The organism is Micromonospora sp. CNZ286, from assembly GCF_014207755.1.
The window spans coordinates 5,560,271-5,574,537 of the sequence record NZ_JACHIZ010000001.1 but is presented as its reverse complement, the minus strand read 5'-3'; the positions used below and the strand labels follow the sequence as shown (position 1 = coordinate 5,574,537).

The following is a 14,267-nucleotide window of genomic DNA, read 5'->3' as shown; positions in this document are numbered from 1 at the left end:
ATTGTCAAGAGGTTAAAACAGTCTGCTCGATCGGTTGTGACGTTTCCCCTGCTTGGCATAATATGTGGACACCAGGAAATCCGTGATCCGCTGAATATCCCGCGGAGTGTTCTGAACATCGTTCCAACGGCGCGGATTTCCATCGCCCAGATCCCAAGTGCCCTCGGTCCAGCGACAGTAATCCTTGACGGTCTTTAGCCCGGCAGCGAATGCCTGAGAGTCCGGCATGTCCTCGCCGTCGCCGTTTGTGTCGGCGATGGCGTCCATCAGATAGCCCATGCTGATGATCCCCGCTCCATGCATTAGGCGAGACTTACGAGGAGGCTTGCCCCACGCATCCTCACCGAATACCTCCCGCACGGCTGCCCAGAAGTCGCTCAGTACGGTCACCATCAGTCCAATGTTGGGCAGGGATCCGTCGCTTCCCCGGAACCGGTAGAGGACACCATCCGAGATGCTGTTCTCAAGCATGCGCAGCATGGAGTTGTCCTTGATGACGCCCGTGGGGTTGGTCGGCGTCTGAATCATGTGACGAAGCGGCGAACGCTCTTCGAAGTTCAGTCGTTCAAGGAGTGTCGCGGGGAGCTGCCGCACGCGTAGTTGGTTCGGCAGCGGCCCAGACGCGGCCGGGAGCAACTCGTGGATCAGGCCCTTGGGCAGTGGCTTGGTGGAGTTGACGAGGATGAACTGCGACCTGTGGTCGGCTTGGTCAGCGGTGATGAAGGCGGTGACGCAGATAGGGAAGGCCGAAATTTCCGCGTCCCGGATGGCCGCGCAACGCTGCTGGCCGTCGACGATAAAGCCAGGCTTGTCGGCCTCCTCCCAGTCCTCGTTTACGGGTACCACGAGGGTTCCCATACGGACGTAGCCAGGCCCGTCGCCGGCGGTGTCGGCAGGGAGGAAGCGAACCCGGTCGTCGAAGGCCACGACGATCGCGTTGGGCAGCAGTGGGCTGTCGTCCGACTCTACGTAGCGGCGGATCGCCGCTACGTGCGCTAGGACCTCAGGCCGTTGGTAGCCGTGCAGTTGCTGCTGATTGTCGCGCCGGACCCGCGAGACGGCGGCGAACGACGGGACTTGCTTGCCGTCGACCGCGAACGTGTACAGACGGCGGTTGGGTCCCTGCCTGATCTCAAGAGCCGGAAGATGTAGGACGTTCCCAGAGTTCGCGGCCACGGCGCTCTTGTCTCCCTGCTTAGTCACGATCGTCATCTCCAAGCTGCCGGCGCAGTCGTTGCCCGAATACGTGTAGGTTGTGGAAGCCCCGGCGCTTATTGCGCTCCGCCCCACGGAAGATGATTGTTTCTATGCCGACCTTCTTGCAGATCGAGCAGTCGCAGGCCTGCCAAGGCCGATTCTCGAGCGTGTCGCGGTACTGGCTGCTCCTGTTTGCCTTACGGTCCCACACCGCGCTGTAGGCGTCCAACGCCTCTAGGGCTGCCTCGACGGCGACTTCGCCCCTATCGAATTCGCGAAGGCGGGCGAGCGCGGCCCGCTCCAACTGCATGGCCTGCCCTTGGCTGATCTCACCGGAGCGGATTCGCGCCTTAAGCTTCGCGTTTCCGTCGACTTGAGGAACCCGAAGCGCCACGTAAGTCCGGTCGAGCGCGTAGTAGTTGTCCCTGTCGTCCTTGAACGCCTGGCGGAAGGGCGACGTGCTATCGAAGCTCGTTACGCCATGGCCAGCGAATGTCGGAATTTCGTCGACGCGGCTGATGCCTAGGAGGTGCAACTGGGTGTCGGGCGCACGTACATCATCGATGGCACGGAGGCAGGCGAGGATCTCCTTCGTCTTCAGCGGCACCATGCCACCGACCGCAATCCTGCGGTACCCGATCCGTTGCAGTTCCACCACTGCATAGGCATATGACTCGGGGCTCCAACCCTGAGTCACCCCGAGGGGCGTGAAGTGGACATCGCTGGCGGAACAACGTTGCCAGAATTCTGCGGCGAGATCGAGGGTGATCTGTTGCCGGCGGACCCACTCCTTGGCCGCCTCGTCGGTACGAAGAACCTTCGGTTCGTACTGGAAGATGACGTGATCGACGGAGATGCCGTAGTCGAACCCGCACCCCTCGTAAAAGGTGACGACCTCTTCGACCGTATAGGGAGGGTAATTCTCACCAACGTACGAGAAAGCTCCGCAATCACCCATGATCTTTAACGGCGCGCTGCCATTATGGAGGCGGAAGAACTCACGCGCCCCTTGCCGGTAGAGCCGGTGGCGCTGGGGCAGGGTGTACTTGCCCGTACTGGAACCGGCGGTCCCATCTACGATTGCCTTGGAGACCAAGAGACCGTTAAACGGCGGTGGCTTCAGTACTTCGTGGGCGTATAGGTCATCGCGTTGACGCACTCGGAACGGGTGGCGTTCCTCGGTTTGAAAGTCGAACGTGGGGTCTACCTGGTCCTGGCTGTCCGGGAAGAAGAACTTCATCGAATTCCTGCCCGTTCGTTCAAGTAGACGCGAATGAGGTAATTGGACAATTCCTGCACATGGCGGGAGACGTTCTCAATCTCGTTCCAACGAAGGTTGAGTTCGTCCCACCTTCCTCCCGTCCATTGGCAATGCGGCGCGATCACGGCGAGGTGTTTGCTGATCAATTCGGGTGCCTCGGGGAGGCGTGGATCAATCGTTCCCAGCACGCGATCCATCAGCCGTCCCATGGCGCGTATGCCGGCCCCATGCATGAGGCGGCTCTTGGTGGGCGGCTTGCCCCATGCCTCGGGGAACGTGTCACGCACTACTGACCAATAGGCGCAGAGCGCCTGAAGGATCCCGTCGAAGTCTGTCTCGTTGCGGGTGACGTCGCGGTAGGGGAAGAGGCAGCCAGCTGGTGAGGTGAGGCTCTCTTGGATCATCTCGACAACGACGGTGTCTGTGATGACAGCTTTCGGTGCCTGCTGCCGGTTGGTCGACGCCCGCTTAATCAGCCCGTAGAACGGCGATGCCTTGTCGGCATTCAGGACGTCGCACAGCGCCGAGGGCGCCTTCCGGATTGCGAGTCGCGGTGGTAGCGGGCTGTCGACCTCCGGTAGGAGTTCGGTCACCAGGCCCCGCGGCAGTGGACGCGTGTTGTTGATACGTAGGAACTGGTCGCGCTGGAAACCTACGCTGTCCGCTACGAACGCCGTGACTGGTACCGGAAACTGCTGCCGTTGGGTACGGGACAGCGCCAGGGCTCGCTGCTGTCCGTCGACGATCCATGCGGGCTTCGGCTTGCCGGATTGCGGCAGGGGGATGCTAAGTAGCCCGGAGGTCGCGAGTCCATCTGCGGCACCTGGCCCTCTGCTCGACTGAAACCGGACGCTGGAAGAGAGGGCCAAGATGATGGGGTTGGGGAAGACGGCAGCCTCGGTGTCGAGGTACTCGACGATCTCTTGTATGTGCTTCCGTACCTGCGGGCGTTGGTAGCCGATTAGCTTCCCGGCATCGTCTCGGCTGACGCGGGAGATGTCTGCGATTTGGAGTACCTCTTCTGCCTGCAGTGCGAAGAGGTAGAGCGCTGGAGTGCCCGGCTGAGCGATTCGCAGCGCACGGCGTGCGATGTTCTTCGAGTCATGTGAGGGCGCCATCAGCAGTGCACTTCCAGCGAGATCTCATCGAACAGTTGCTTAAAACGTGCCTGCTCACATGACTTGCCGGAGTTCCGTAATTGTCTGAGCAGGCGCGTCGCCGAGGTTGGCCCGGCCTCCGCCAGCGGCCGGATGAAGGCCTTAACCTCGTCGTCGGTCATGCGCTCACGGTGAGTCGGAGGCGGCGGCGGGGGCGCGGCGGCTGCCAGTTCGTGGGCCAACGCCCGGAAGTACGAGCGGCGGTGGGTGCGATGCTCCGCGGTGACTCGGCCGAGGAGGTGCTGCGCAACGCGCACGTTAAGGGCGAGCAGACTGCCGCCGACTGCCGGTCTCATGCGAGCGGTCACGCCGACGACGAGCTCGTCCAAGTCGGGGTCCGGCTGAGCCGGCCCAACGATTGTCAGCCGTTGCGGGTCGCCTAGCCGCCCCGCCGCCCTCAGGAGGTCATCACTGCACGCCCGAAGGTAGGTAGCCGATAGGACGGCGATGATCGTGTCGTCGGGATTCATCCGGGCCAGGTGGTAGAACGATCGGGGCGTGCCGGGGTCAGGGCCAACCCACTCGCTTAGTCCCCGCCACCAGTCGCGGTTCTCGGTCGAACCTTGTCCGACCGAGTCTGCTTCGCGCAACGCGAAGGTCGCGGCGTAGGGGCGAAGCTGCGCGGTGGCGGGGATCAGTCCGTACCCCGCGGAGCAGATCCAGAGTTGCGTCTCCACGCTTCTCGGGTTGACCAGCTGACGTGCTACGGCCCAGTGCTCGCCAGCATAGAGCGACGTTGCGGCAGTGGAAGGCTGGCTAGGTTCGGACAGTCGTCGGGTCCACTCTGCGAGCTTCTGCCTAGGTGCGTAGTTCGACAGCGCCCTGACCCGCAGCGCCGCAGGCACTGCCAGGTTCTTGCGGTTTGCGCAGGTGACGACGATATGAACACGGGCTGGCGCCTGCGACGGGCTGTTGCTGTCTGCAGGGACACCCGGCGAACTTTCGTCGGCCATCGCCTCCGTCACGAGGCATCGCCCCGGTAGACGGCGCCCGAGGTGCAGGTCTCCCTGACCATGATGGCCGACAGCGGCAACTGATCGATAAGTCTCGCCCAGATCCATTGCGCCAGCACTTCGCTGGTCGGGTTCTCGAGGCCCGGCACCTCGTTTAGGTAGTAGTGGTCCAGTTGGTCCAGGAGGGGCCGGAATGCTGCCTTGATGTCGCCAAAGTCCATCACCCATCCGGTCGACGCTCCGACCTCGCCGCGTACATGTACCTCAACGCGATAGGAGTGCCCATGGAGGCGAGCGCACTTGTGCCCCTCGGGCACGTGCGGCAAGCGATGAGCAGCTTCGAAGGTGAACTCACGGAAGATTTCCATCAAGCAATCCCAATGTACTTGTGTGTCTGCAGGCTCAACGACCATTGAGGATGGGCGAGGCAATAGCTGATGGCGGACCGGGTGTTCGCCGCTTGGTCGGGCCCATCCATGGGCTGAAGGAGAAAGTTAGCGAAGTTCAGATCTTCGAATCGTTCAGGCTCCGCCCCCGGCTGGGGGTAGACAAGCTTGAGATCATGACCCTCAGTGAGGACCAGCTCGCTGCCGGCCTTGGGGCTGACGCAGATCCAATCGATGCCAGCGGGTGCGGGCCGCGTCCCGTTCGTCTCGATAGCCACCTCGAAGCCTTCGTCATGAAAGGCGTCGACAGCAGCAGCGTCGAGTTGCATAAGCGGCTCTCCGCCAGTGCAAACAACGTATGGTCTGCTCCTCAGGTGGGCTGCGCCAGCCCACGCCTTTGCCACCGCCGCCGCCAGATCCTGAGCCGACCGGAAGCGGCCCCCTCCTGGCCCATCAGTACCTACGAAGTCTGTGTCGCAGAACTGGCAGATGGCGCGATGACGGTCGGCCTCGCGGCCTGTCCAGAGGTTGCAGCTTGTGAACCGGCAGAAAACCGCGGGCCGCCCGGCATGAGTACCTTCGCCCTGCAGCGTGTAGAAGATCTCTTTAATGCGGTACGCGGATCTCATACCGTGCTGCCGACGGCGGGGTCGGACATACCGAGTTCGGCGAAGCCTCGGGTGCGGAGCAGGCAGGAGTCGCAGGTGCCACAGGGGCGGCCTTCGACCGGGTCGTAGCAACTGTGGGTGAGCGAGTAGTCGACGCCCAGGCTGAGGCCCAGCCGGATGGTGTCTGCCTTCGTTAGGTCGATGAGCGGTGTGTGAATCTTCATGCGCTGCGTGCCCTCGACGCCCGCCTTGGTGGCGAGGTTGGCCATCCGCTCGTATGCGTCGATGTACTCAGGTCGGCAGTCCGGGTAGCCGCTGTAGTCAAGAGCGCTTACACCGATGAAGACATCCGACGCCCCCAAGGTCTCTGCCCACGCAAGCGCGAACGACAAAAAGATGGTGTTTCGAGCAGGCACGTAGGTGACTGGGATCTCGCTCCCAATCTCCTCGGCGCTCTCATGGTGGGGCACAGCGAGTTCGTCGTCGGTCAGGGCGGATCCACCAAACACCCTAAGGTCAATGTCCGCAACAACATGTCGCGTCGCCCCCAGGGCCTTAGCGACCCGGGCAGCGGCTTCGAGTTCTACCGTGTGCCGCTGGCCGTAGCGGAAGCTCAGGGCGTTGGCTTCGAACCCCTCCTTGACGGCCACTGCAAGGGCCGTGGCCGAGTCCAGACCGCCGCTTAGCAGTACTACCGCTTGAGGCTTGGCTGCCGACATCTGAGGCTCCTCGCTTCGTCGATGGTCGAGAAACTGCAGTAGCTCGCTCCGCCAGTGATGCGCAGTTACTGCTCGCAGGTTGCGTCACGTTACCCGAGTACTGCGCGTTGTTGGAAGATGAGCAGGGCGTGTTTTGCTGGCTTGACGACGACGCTTCGGTGACATCGGCTTGGCCTGTGCGGCTTGGCTAAGCCCTCTGGACCGTCCGCCTTAGAACTTGCGGCTGGAGGGCCACGCAAGCATCGGGAGTTGCTGCTGGCCATCGTTCCGTCCGGCTCGGCAGACATGTTGACGAGTCCGCCCGCCGCGATGGTCTGGGGAAGGGGTGCGGTATTGCGGCGTCGACATCCGCTGACGAGCGCGCTTCCCGCCGCCTCGGCACCCGCCCTCCAGTCGCACCGCGTACCCGGAGCGGTCGCACGCATCGCGAGAGTCGGCGCATCCGCTGAGGCATGATTGCCGGCCCGCTCCGCCCCAGCGGGCGCAGCCCAGGCGTAGGTCCTCGCCCGAGAGCGGGTTGCGCCGCGCGTAGCGCGTCGACCACCGCCGACCGCAGTACCTCCCTGTCGTGCACCACCACCCCGCCTCCCGCAACAACCGCATGTTGGGCCCGTACGACGGGTGCGCAGCGAGCGCTGCGTTCACTCGGGGAAGACGGGAATCGGCAGACCCGCTCTGGCGGCCCACTTGTTGAGCGTATTGAAGGTGGTCGGCACGACCGCGACGGCGTCGGCCGGCGGGTGCGGCTCGAGGTCAGCGGGGCAGCGCCACTCGGGGCCGGGTGGTCCGTGCGGTCGGCGAGTGGGTCGCGGTCGAGCCAATTTGGCGGCGATCGGGATGGCGAGCACGCAGACCCGCCAGCCGTCGGTCCTGAGCAGGTCGGAGAGTTCGCCGATCCGTGGCGCCGGGGGAGAGAGACGATGAGATGGAGCACCGGCGCGTCGGTCATGCTCCACAGTCTGACCCGGCACGTGTTAAGAAGGGGCCCCGCCTCTACCGGAGACGTCAAAAGGGGGGCCTTCCTTGCACGAAGCCGAGCAGGTGATCCAGCGTGTGCTGCGGGATCTGCGCGACGGTGCGCACCGTGGCGTCGTGGTGGACTCGCCGCCCGGTGCCGGGAAGTCGACCCTCGTCGTCCGCGCCGCGATCGAGACCGCCGCCACCGGCGATCCGCTGATGATCGTGGCGCAGACCAACGAGCAGGTCGACGACCTCATCGACCGGCTCGGCCGCAGGGCGCCGGAGCTGCGCGTCGGGCGGCTCTCCGCGACCGACTACCGGCCCACCGAGCGGGTCACCGCCCACCCGGCGGTCCGGGTCGCGGCGAAGGTCGCCGACCTCGGCGGCCCGGCGGTCACCATCGGTACGGCGGCCAAGTGGGCCACTGTCACCGAGGGGAGCTGGCCGTGGGCGATCGTCGACGAGGCGTACCAGATGCGCGCCGACGCGCTGCTGCGCGTGGCGGGGCGGTTCGAGCGGGCGCTGTTCGTCGGCGACCCCGGTCAGCTCGACCCGTTCAGCACCGTCGAGACGTTCCGCTGGACCGGCCTGACCTGGGATCCGATGCAGTCGGCGGTGGCCACGCTGCTGCGGCACAACCCGGAGCTGCCGGTGCACCGGCTGCCGGTGTCGTGGCGGCTGCCCGACTCGGCCGCGCCTGTGGTGTCCGCCGCGTTCTACCCGTTCACCGGGTTTCGCGCCGGGACCGGCCCGGCCGACCGGGCGCTGACGTTCACCGAACCGGGTGCGGGTGACGCCTACGACGCCGCGGTGGAGGTGGCCGCCGCCACCGGCTGGGCGTTGCACGAGCTGCCGGCCCGGCACACCGTGCGTACCGATGGAGAAGCCGCCGCGGCCTGCGCGGAGCTGGCGCTGCGGGTGCTGCGGCGCGGCGCGGTCGCGGTCAGCGAGGCCGCGCCCGGCGGCGCGCCGGTCACCGCGGACCGGATCGCCGTCGGGGCCGCGCACCGCGACCAGGTCGCGGCCATCCGGTTCCGGCTGGGCGCGGCCGGGGCGGGCATCACCGTGGACACCGCAAACCGGCTCCAGGGCCGGGAGTACGACGTGACGATCGTGCTGCACCCGCTCTCCGGACGGCGCGACGCCACCGCGTTCCACCTGGAGTCGGGACGGCTGTGCGTGCTGGCGTCACGGCACCGGCACGCCTGTGTGGTGGTGGCGCGGGCCGGGATCGGTGAGCTGCTCGACGCGTATCCGTCGACCGAGCGGGTGCACCTGGACGTGCCGGTGAAGTTCCCCGACGGGTGGGAGGCCAACCAGACGGTGCTGACCCACCTCGATGCCCACCGGGCGTGACGAGGGGCCGTCGTGGCAGGATCGGCGGACCGTTCGGATCTTCCGGCGTTCGCGGCCGGTGGGCACGATGGCCGGATGCATCCTCACGATCCCTACCAGCAGGATCCGTACCAGCACCAGGCGTACCACCAGCAGGCGTACCCGCAACAGCCGTACTATCCGCCGCCGGCGTACGTGGAGCAGCCGAGCGAGGGGATGGGCCGGTGGGCGATCGTCCTGTGGGTCACGGTGCCGGCGCTGCTGGTGATCCTGTGCTGCGCCGGATGTGTCGTCTCCGGGTTCGCGGGCGGGTTCATGGAGGGCTTCAACGAGGGCTACGAGTCGTAGGCCGCACCGCCGCCCTCGGCGCGCGGCGCTGGCGGCGGTGCGTTAGACAGGGATCATGACCGCGAGCGTGCTGCCCTGGCTGGGCGGGGGTGTGGTGGCGGTGGCCGCCGGTTTCCTCGCCGCGTTGCTGCCCCGGCGCCGCGCCCGGGCCGAGGGCCGGCGGATCGCCTGGTCGTCGGCGCGGGCGGCGATCCACGACGCCACCGTCAGCCGGGACGCGTCCCCGGCGACGGTGCCGGAGGCCGAGCGGCTGCTGGCCCACGCCGAGATGCTCGCCGCCGGGCGCGGCGGCGCCGACGCGGCCCGCGCGGCGGCCGAGCACGCCCGCCGCGCCGACGAGCTGTGGCGGGCCGGGCGGTGACGAGGGTACGCCGGGAGCTGCTGCGCTGGTCGCTGCTGGCCGCCGCGGCGGCGGTGCTCGTGGTGTTCCTGGTGGCGCAGCGGCAGAGCGTGGAGGTCAGCTACGGGCGTTCCCCGTCGACGGCCGCGCTGCCCGAGGGCTCGGCCGGGGAGTTGAGCGACGCGAGCGTGCCCTCGGTCGAGGAGATGACGGCGCTGGTGGCCGCCGATCCGGTGGTCCGGTTGCCGGGCGCGGTCGCGCGCTGGGACGAGCAGCGGGTCCGGGCCGCCGTCGGTGACCGGGGCACCCGCATCCTGGTCGCCCCGCCCGGTCTGGACGAGGCCGAACGCCGGCGGGTGAAGGACGTGGAGAACGCCGAGATCCGGATCGTCGGTACCGAGGTCAGCGGTGGCCTCTACGTGGCCTCGCCGGACGACCTGCCGGGCTGGCGGGCCCGGTTCGCCACCGGCGACGTGACCGGCTCGGTGCTCGCGCTGCTGGCCGCGCTGCACGACCAGCCGACCCCGCAGGACGGCGACGGCCTGCGCTGGCGGGAGCCGACCGGCCCGGAGCTGGCCCCGGTGGTCGCGGCGCTGCGCGCCACCGGCCGGTACGTGGGCCCCGGCGCCACGCTGCCCGAGCTGCCGGAGAAGGCGGCGAGCGCCGCGTTCCCGGACGGTGCCTGGTTCGTGGTGCTGCCCGCCCAGCCGTACGGCGAGCCGTTGCCCGCGTACGGGCCGGCGCTGCACCGGCTCGCCCCGGACCAGCCGCTGGTGGTGATGTACGGCGACTGGATCGAGTACCACGGTCCGGGTGCGGCGTCGTTCGCCGAGGTGGCCGGCGCGAGCTTCTACGCCCAGTTCGGCGGACGGCTCGGCCGTTACGCCTATCCCCAGCAGAACGTGCTCGGCGCGTATCTGGCCCAGGTCACCGACGTGCGGTACGCGGGGCTGTTCGACCGTCCGCTGCCGTACCGGCCGTTCGACCCGCTGCGGGTGGCGTTGCCGGCGCTGCCCTGGATCTTCGCCGGGTGCGTGGCGGGTTTCGTGGTGCTGTCGATCCGTACCGTGCGGGGGTCCGGCCGCCGTCCCGCCGACGTCGGTCCGGGTGGCACGCCGGCCCGGCTGGCCGGGCTCTCCGCGCTGGCTGTGGAGTTGTCGCTGCTCACCGACGCGCGCAGCGACCCGGCGCTGGTCCGGGGGGTCGGCCGGTTGCGGGCGGCCCGGGACGCGTTCGACGAGGGGTTGCCCGACCGGCACGTACGCGAACTGCTCGCCGACGCGGCGGCCGAGCTGGACGACGTGGCCCGGGACGTGCGGATGCCCGGCTACCGGCCGGACGTCTACCTGCGGGCGAGGCTGTCGTGAGCCGCGTCGCGACCCGTCCCGAGCGGACGGCGACCCGTCGTGGCGTGGCGGCGACCGGCCCGCGCCGGCTGCTCGGCCGCCTGGTCGGCACCGCGTTCGGCCGGGCGGTGCTCGCCTGCCTGGCGCTGGCCGGCTGGGCGCTGTGGACCGGCAGCGTCCTGGACGGTCCGGCCGCCCGGCAGGTACGCGGCTCCTCGGTCTACGCGGCGCCCGGAGTGGACCTGGACCGGGCCGCCGCCGAACGGGTCATCGGCAACCGGCGGCTGGTGGTGCTGATCATGGAGCCGGGCGCCGACCTGCGGGAGGCGTGCGACGACACCGAACGCGCCACCCGGGGCACGCTGGTGCTGGCGATGAGCCGCGACGGCGAGGACTGGGACACGTACGGCTGCTCCCGCCTCGGCGGCGACGGTCCGCGTGACCTCGGGCGGGCCATGGTCGCCGAGACCACGATCAGCCGGGGTGCCGACGCGTTCGTGGACCGGCCGGTCGAGGCGCTGAAGGTGATCGTGCTCAACTACGACCGGCTGGTCCGGGCCGGTCTGGTGCCTGACGGCGCCCGTACCATCAGCCCGTCGCTGCCCCGGTATCTGCTGGCCGGCGGCGCGGTGGCCGGGGTCGTGGCCGGTGCGGCGGTGCTCTGGCTGGGCGGCCGGCGGGCCGGACGCCTGGCCGACGCGCGCCGGGCCGGGCGGGACACACGCGCCGACGAGCGGGCCGCGCTCGGCGCCGCCACCGCGGTTCTCGCCCAGCAGATCATCGACCTGGACCGGTACGCCGGGCCGGTCGCCCCGGCGCACCGGCGGCTGGCCGCCGACTACGTCGGCCTGCTCGACGAGGTGTCCGACGTGGACGGGAACGCCGAGGCGCTGCGCCGGCTCCGGGAGCGGGTCGAAGGGCTGAGCCGCCGCGCGGCGGATCTCGCCGACGACGCCGCGTCGGGTCGGCACGGGACGCGCGGACGGGGCCGGCGGTGACCCGCCGACCCCGTCGTCACTGCTTCGTCAGCGCTGGGCGCCCACCGTCGAGGCGGCCGGCCAGCTGCCGGTGAAGACCTGGGCGGGCGTCGCGCTGCGGGCGGCGAAGCCGAACAGCGAGTCGACCCGGGCGGCCTCGGTGGAGCTGGGGTACGGGTTGGTGCAGCTCGTGCCGGCGCTGCCACCGGACATCAGGATGGCGCAGTTGCCGTTGTAGTTGTCCGGCAGGCCGAGGATGTGGCCGATCTCGTGCGTCATGATGCGCAGCGGCGAGTACTGCTGGGCCTGGTAGTAGTCGATCACCACGCGGCCGTTGCCGAGGCTGGTGCGCTGGGCGTACGAGCCGCCGCCGTAGGTGTAGGTGATCCGCAGGTTGGACCCGCACTGGGCCATGTTGATGTTGTTCGTGTAGTTGTTCCAGATCGCCGCCGCCTGCACCGCCGTGTTGGCGAACGGGCCGGCCTGGCTGATGTTGTAGCAGACGTTGCGGACGGCGGCGGAGGCCGGAGCCGGGTTGACGGCTACCGCGCCGAGCGCTGCCAGCGTCGCGGCCGCGAGGGTGGCGAGGATCCGGGACAGCTTGGGCTTACGCATGGTTCACACTCCTTGGGATGGGGGGTGAGCGGAACGCCGCCAGCCTATAGATAGGTATTCATCGATATCAAGGGTTGCGGTGAACTGACCGGACTCGATCATCCGTACCCCTGGTCGTGCGGACCACGGAGGTGGCGACCTGTTCCCGCGAGCCCTGCGACCGGCTCGGCCCGGTCGCCGTGCGCGCGGCGGTGCACCGCTGGCTGCGGCTGATCGCGGCCGACGCGGAGTTGGCGCCGTACCTGATCGGGGTGGACCGCCAGCGGCTCGCCGCGCTGTTCACCGCCCGGCTGGGCGCGGCGCTCGGCGGGGCGCGGCGGGGTTCGGACGGCGACCCCGCGGACGCCGGCGGACCGGCCCTCGGTGGATCGCGGCGCCCGCCGCTGACCGGGGAGCAGCGCTGGCGCGTCCTGGACTACCTGGCCGCCGCGCTCTGGGCGCTCGATCTGCCGGCGGCGACGGTAGTCGACGCGCAGCGGGCCGTCGCCGGGTTGCTCCGGGCCTGAGCGACGGCGGGTCGCGTGAATGCGGCACAGGAACAGTCGTTCACGCCGCCGGGTATCCCCGGCTTTCCTGTCGACCTCCCGTCACACAGGGTGTTTTCCTGATCGCTTCCGGTCGATAACGTCGGGCCACTGCCGTCGACGAAGGGCCGACGATGAACGACAACGGACACCCATTCGACCGTCGGCGACTGCTCGCCGGCGCGGCGGCGGCCTCGGCGGTCACAGTGACCGGCCTGGCCGTCGCCTCCACCACCGGCGCCGCGGCGGCCGCTCCGAGCCGCCCCGCGACGCCGCTCATCACCAGGGACCGCATCGCCACCGCCGCGCTGCGCGCGCCCGACGGGTCCGCGCTCGCGGTCGCCGTCCAGGCCGACTTCCACGCCCGGCTCGCCGCCTGGCTGGCGTTCTGGTCGGCGAACTCGCCGTCGGCCTGGAGCGTGCCGGTGCAGGTGGTCGCCCGGATCGAGGCGGCCGGCGACGCGCTGGTGCTGCACGGGATCCGGCACCGCCGCGACGACGAGCTGCGCGCCGGCTTCGCCGCCGGCCGGCGGGACGCCACCCACCTGGCCACGCTGGCCAGCCTGCACCACCACTTCCCGAGCGTGCGGGTCCGCCCGGACGGCACGATCCGGGTCGCCGACGGACCCGCCGGGTTCACCGGCGCGCCGGAACAGGTCGCCTTCGCGGTCGCGGCCTGCCGCGAACTGTGGGGCGACGCGGCGGCGACCGTCCACCGCTGGGCGGAGCATGCCGCCCGGGTGCTCGCCCGCGCCGGGCACCGCACCGACGCCGCCTCGCACGCCGGCTGGGCGGCCTTCACCCGCACCAGCCTGCGTCGCGGGCTGGGCACCGAATCGTACGAGTGACCGGAGGTAGCACATGGCCCGCAACGAGTTCCGCTTCGTGGTCGACGGCGTCGACCTGAGCCCCGAGCAGCAGACCCTGATCGCCGCGGAGATCCAGAAGGCCGGCCTGGCCGCCCTGCGTACCGCCGACGCCAAGCTGACCAACCCGCTGACCGTCGGCCACGGCAACATCAAGCTGCGTCCCGAGTGGTACGGCCTCTGGGTCATCGACGGCCCGTTCGCCCAGGACCTCGGGCAGAAGATCAACGACATCGGGTTCTGGATCCAGCGGTGACCGACGCCGCCCGGCCGGCCGGCACGCCGGAGCGGATGTGCCCGAGCACCCCGGCGTCGAACGCCACCGTGTTCCTCGGCATGATCACTCCGGCGGGCCGGGTGGCCTACGTGACCCCGGCCGTACCGGCCGAGGTGGCGCTCGCCGGGCTCGGTGACTCCGACGAGCCGATCGAGTCGCGGGCCCGGCTCGCCGGCCCGTGCGTCACCTCGTCCTGCGGCTTCTGGACCGGCTCGCACTGCGGGCTGGGCGCCCGGATGGCCGCCTCGTACGCCGAGACCGCCCTGCCCGCGGAGGAGACGCTGCCGAAGTGCGCGATCCGGCGTACCTGCCGGTGGTTCGCCGAACAGGGACCGGCCGCCTGTCCGGCGTGCGCGCACGTCGTCACCGACGCGCGGATCTGAACGCTCCCCGGTTTG

Annotated in this window: 17 protein-coding genes; 9 read left to right on the top strand and 8 right to left on the bottom strand. The window is 69.1% G+C overall.

The window, feature by feature from the left end:
• Window positions 1-12: 12 nt before the first annotated feature.
• Genes dbpB (FHX31_RS24640) through queC form a run of 7 tightly spaced genes read right to left on the bottom strand, consistent with a single transcriptional unit; the run spans window position 13 to window position 6,281 of the window.
• On the bottom strand, window positions 13-1,212 hold the full coding sequence (dbpB, locus tag FHX31_RS24640; protein WP_184977270.1) for a DGQHR domain-containing protein DpdB: 1,200 nt from the start codon (window positions 1,210-1,212) through the stop codon (window positions 13-15).
• Window positions 1,196-2,437, bottom strand: coding sequence for a tRNA-guanine transglycosylase DpdA (dpdA, locus tag FHX31_RS24635; protein WP_184977269.1), 1,242 nt, complete (start codon window positions 2,435-2,437; stop codon window positions 1,196-1,198). The genes dbpB (FHX31_RS24640) and dpdA overlap by 17 nt, the downstream gene beginning before the upstream one ends.
• Window positions 2,434-3,576 (bottom strand): DGQHR domain-containing protein DpdB, encoded by a 1,143-nt coding sequence (dbpB, locus tag FHX31_RS24630; RefSeq protein ID WP_184977268.1) that lies wholly within the window; start codon window positions 3,574-3,576, stop codon window positions 2,434-2,436. Before dbpB (FHX31_RS24630) ends, dpdA begins: the two co-directional genes overlap by 4 nt.
• On the bottom strand, window positions 3,576-4,580 hold the full coding sequence (locus FHX31_RS24625) for a hypothetical protein (protein ID WP_184977267.1): 1,005 nt from the start codon (window positions 4,578-4,580) through the stop codon (window positions 3,576-3,578). Before FHX31_RS24625 ends, dbpB (FHX31_RS24630) begins: the two co-directional genes overlap by 1 nt.
• Window positions 4,577-4,936, bottom strand: coding sequence for a 6-carboxytetrahydropterin synthase QueD (queD, locus tag FHX31_RS24620; RefSeq protein ID WP_184977266.1), 360 nt, complete (start codon window positions 4,934-4,936; stop codon window positions 4,577-4,579). Before queD ends, FHX31_RS24625 begins: the two co-directional genes overlap by 4 nt.
• On the bottom strand, window positions 4,936-5,583 hold the full coding sequence (queE, locus tag FHX31_RS24615) for a 7-carboxy-7-deazaguanine synthase (protein ID WP_184977265.1): 648 nt from the start codon (window positions 5,581-5,583) through the stop codon (window positions 4,936-4,938). The genes queD and queE overlap by 1 nt, the downstream gene beginning before the upstream one ends.
• Window positions 5,580-6,281 (bottom strand): 7-cyano-7-deazaguanine synthase QueC, encoded by a 702-nt coding sequence (gene queC, locus FHX31_RS24610; RefSeq protein ID WP_184977264.1) that lies wholly within the window; start codon window positions 6,279-6,281, stop codon window positions 5,580-5,582. The genes queE and queC overlap by 4 nt, the downstream gene beginning before the upstream one ends.
• A 1,023-nt stretch (window positions 6,282-7,304) precedes the next feature.
• On the opposite strand from queC, the gene FHX31_RS24605 reads away from it, so the two are divergent.
• The 5 genes from FHX31_RS24605 to FHX31_RS24585 all read left to right on the top strand — a co-directional run bounded on the left by FHX31_RS24605 (window position 7,305) and on the right by FHX31_RS24585 (window position 11,608).
• Window positions 7,305-8,597, top strand: coding sequence for an AAA family ATPase (locus FHX31_RS24605; protein ID WP_184977263.1), 1,293 nt, complete (start codon window positions 7,305-7,307; stop codon window positions 8,595-8,597).
• 75 nt (window positions 8,598-8,672) lie between these two features.
• Window positions 8,673-8,924 carry a hypothetical protein gene (locus tag FHX31_RS24600; RefSeq protein WP_184977262.1) on the top strand — a complete coding sequence of 84 codons (252 nt, stop codon included), beginning with the start codon at window positions 8,673-8,675 and terminating at the stop codon, window positions 8,922-8,924.
• 55 nt (window positions 8,925-8,979) lie between these two features.
• Entirely contained in the window at window positions 8,980-9,285 is a 306-nt protein-coding gene (locus FHX31_RS24595) for a DUF6403 family protein (protein ID WP_184977261.1), read from the top strand.
• A complete protein-coding gene (locus FHX31_RS24590; protein WP_184977260.1) occupies window positions 9,282-10,631 on the top strand; it encodes a hypothetical protein in 1,350 nt (449 codons plus the stop codon). The genes FHX31_RS24595 and FHX31_RS24590 overlap by 4 nt, the downstream gene beginning before the upstream one ends.
• Window positions 10,628-11,608, top strand: a complete 981-nt coding sequence (locus tag FHX31_RS24585; RefSeq protein ID WP_184977259.1) for a hypothetical protein — start codon at window positions 10,628-10,630, stop codon at window positions 11,606-11,608. Before FHX31_RS24590 ends, FHX31_RS24585 begins: the two co-directional genes overlap by 4 nt.
• Before the next feature lie 27 nt (window positions 11,609-11,635).
• Here FHX31_RS24585 and FHX31_RS24580 read toward each other — a convergent pair whose 3' ends face one another.
• Window positions 11,636-12,202: a snapalysin family zinc-dependent metalloprotease gene (locus FHX31_RS24580; protein WP_013284302.1), complete on the bottom strand. Its 567-nt coding sequence runs from the start codon at window positions 12,200-12,202 to the stop codon at window positions 11,636-11,638.
• A 116-nt stretch (window positions 12,203-12,318) separates the two neighbouring features.
• Here FHX31_RS24580 and FHX31_RS24575 point away from each other — a divergent pair, with 116 nt between their 5' ends.
• The 4 genes from FHX31_RS24575 (at window position 12,319) to FHX31_RS24560 (ending at window position 14,252) form a co-directional block, all read left to right on the top strand.
• Window positions 12,319-12,708 carry a globin family protein gene (locus FHX31_RS24575; protein WP_357235163.1) on the top strand — a complete coding sequence of 130 codons (390 nt, stop codon included), beginning with the start codon at window positions 12,319-12,321 and terminating at the stop codon, window positions 12,706-12,708.
• A 152-nt stretch (window positions 12,709-12,860) separates the two neighbouring features.
• Window positions 12,861-13,574 (top strand): hypothetical protein, encoded by a 714-nt coding sequence (locus FHX31_RS24570; protein ID WP_013284304.1) that lies wholly within the window; start codon window positions 12,861-12,863, stop codon window positions 13,572-13,574.
• 13 nt (window positions 13,575-13,587) lie between these two features.
• Complete coding sequence (locus FHX31_RS24565) at window positions 13,588-13,848, top strand: class I SAM-dependent methyltransferase (protein WP_013284305.1); 261 nt, start codon at window positions 13,588-13,590, stop codon at window positions 13,846-13,848.
• Entirely contained in the window at window positions 13,845-14,252 is a 408-nt protein-coding gene (locus tag FHX31_RS24560) for a hypothetical protein (RefSeq protein ID WP_184977258.1), read from the top strand. The genes FHX31_RS24565 and FHX31_RS24560 overlap by 4 nt, the downstream gene beginning before the upstream one ends.
• Window positions 14,253-14,267: the final 15 nt, after the last annotated feature.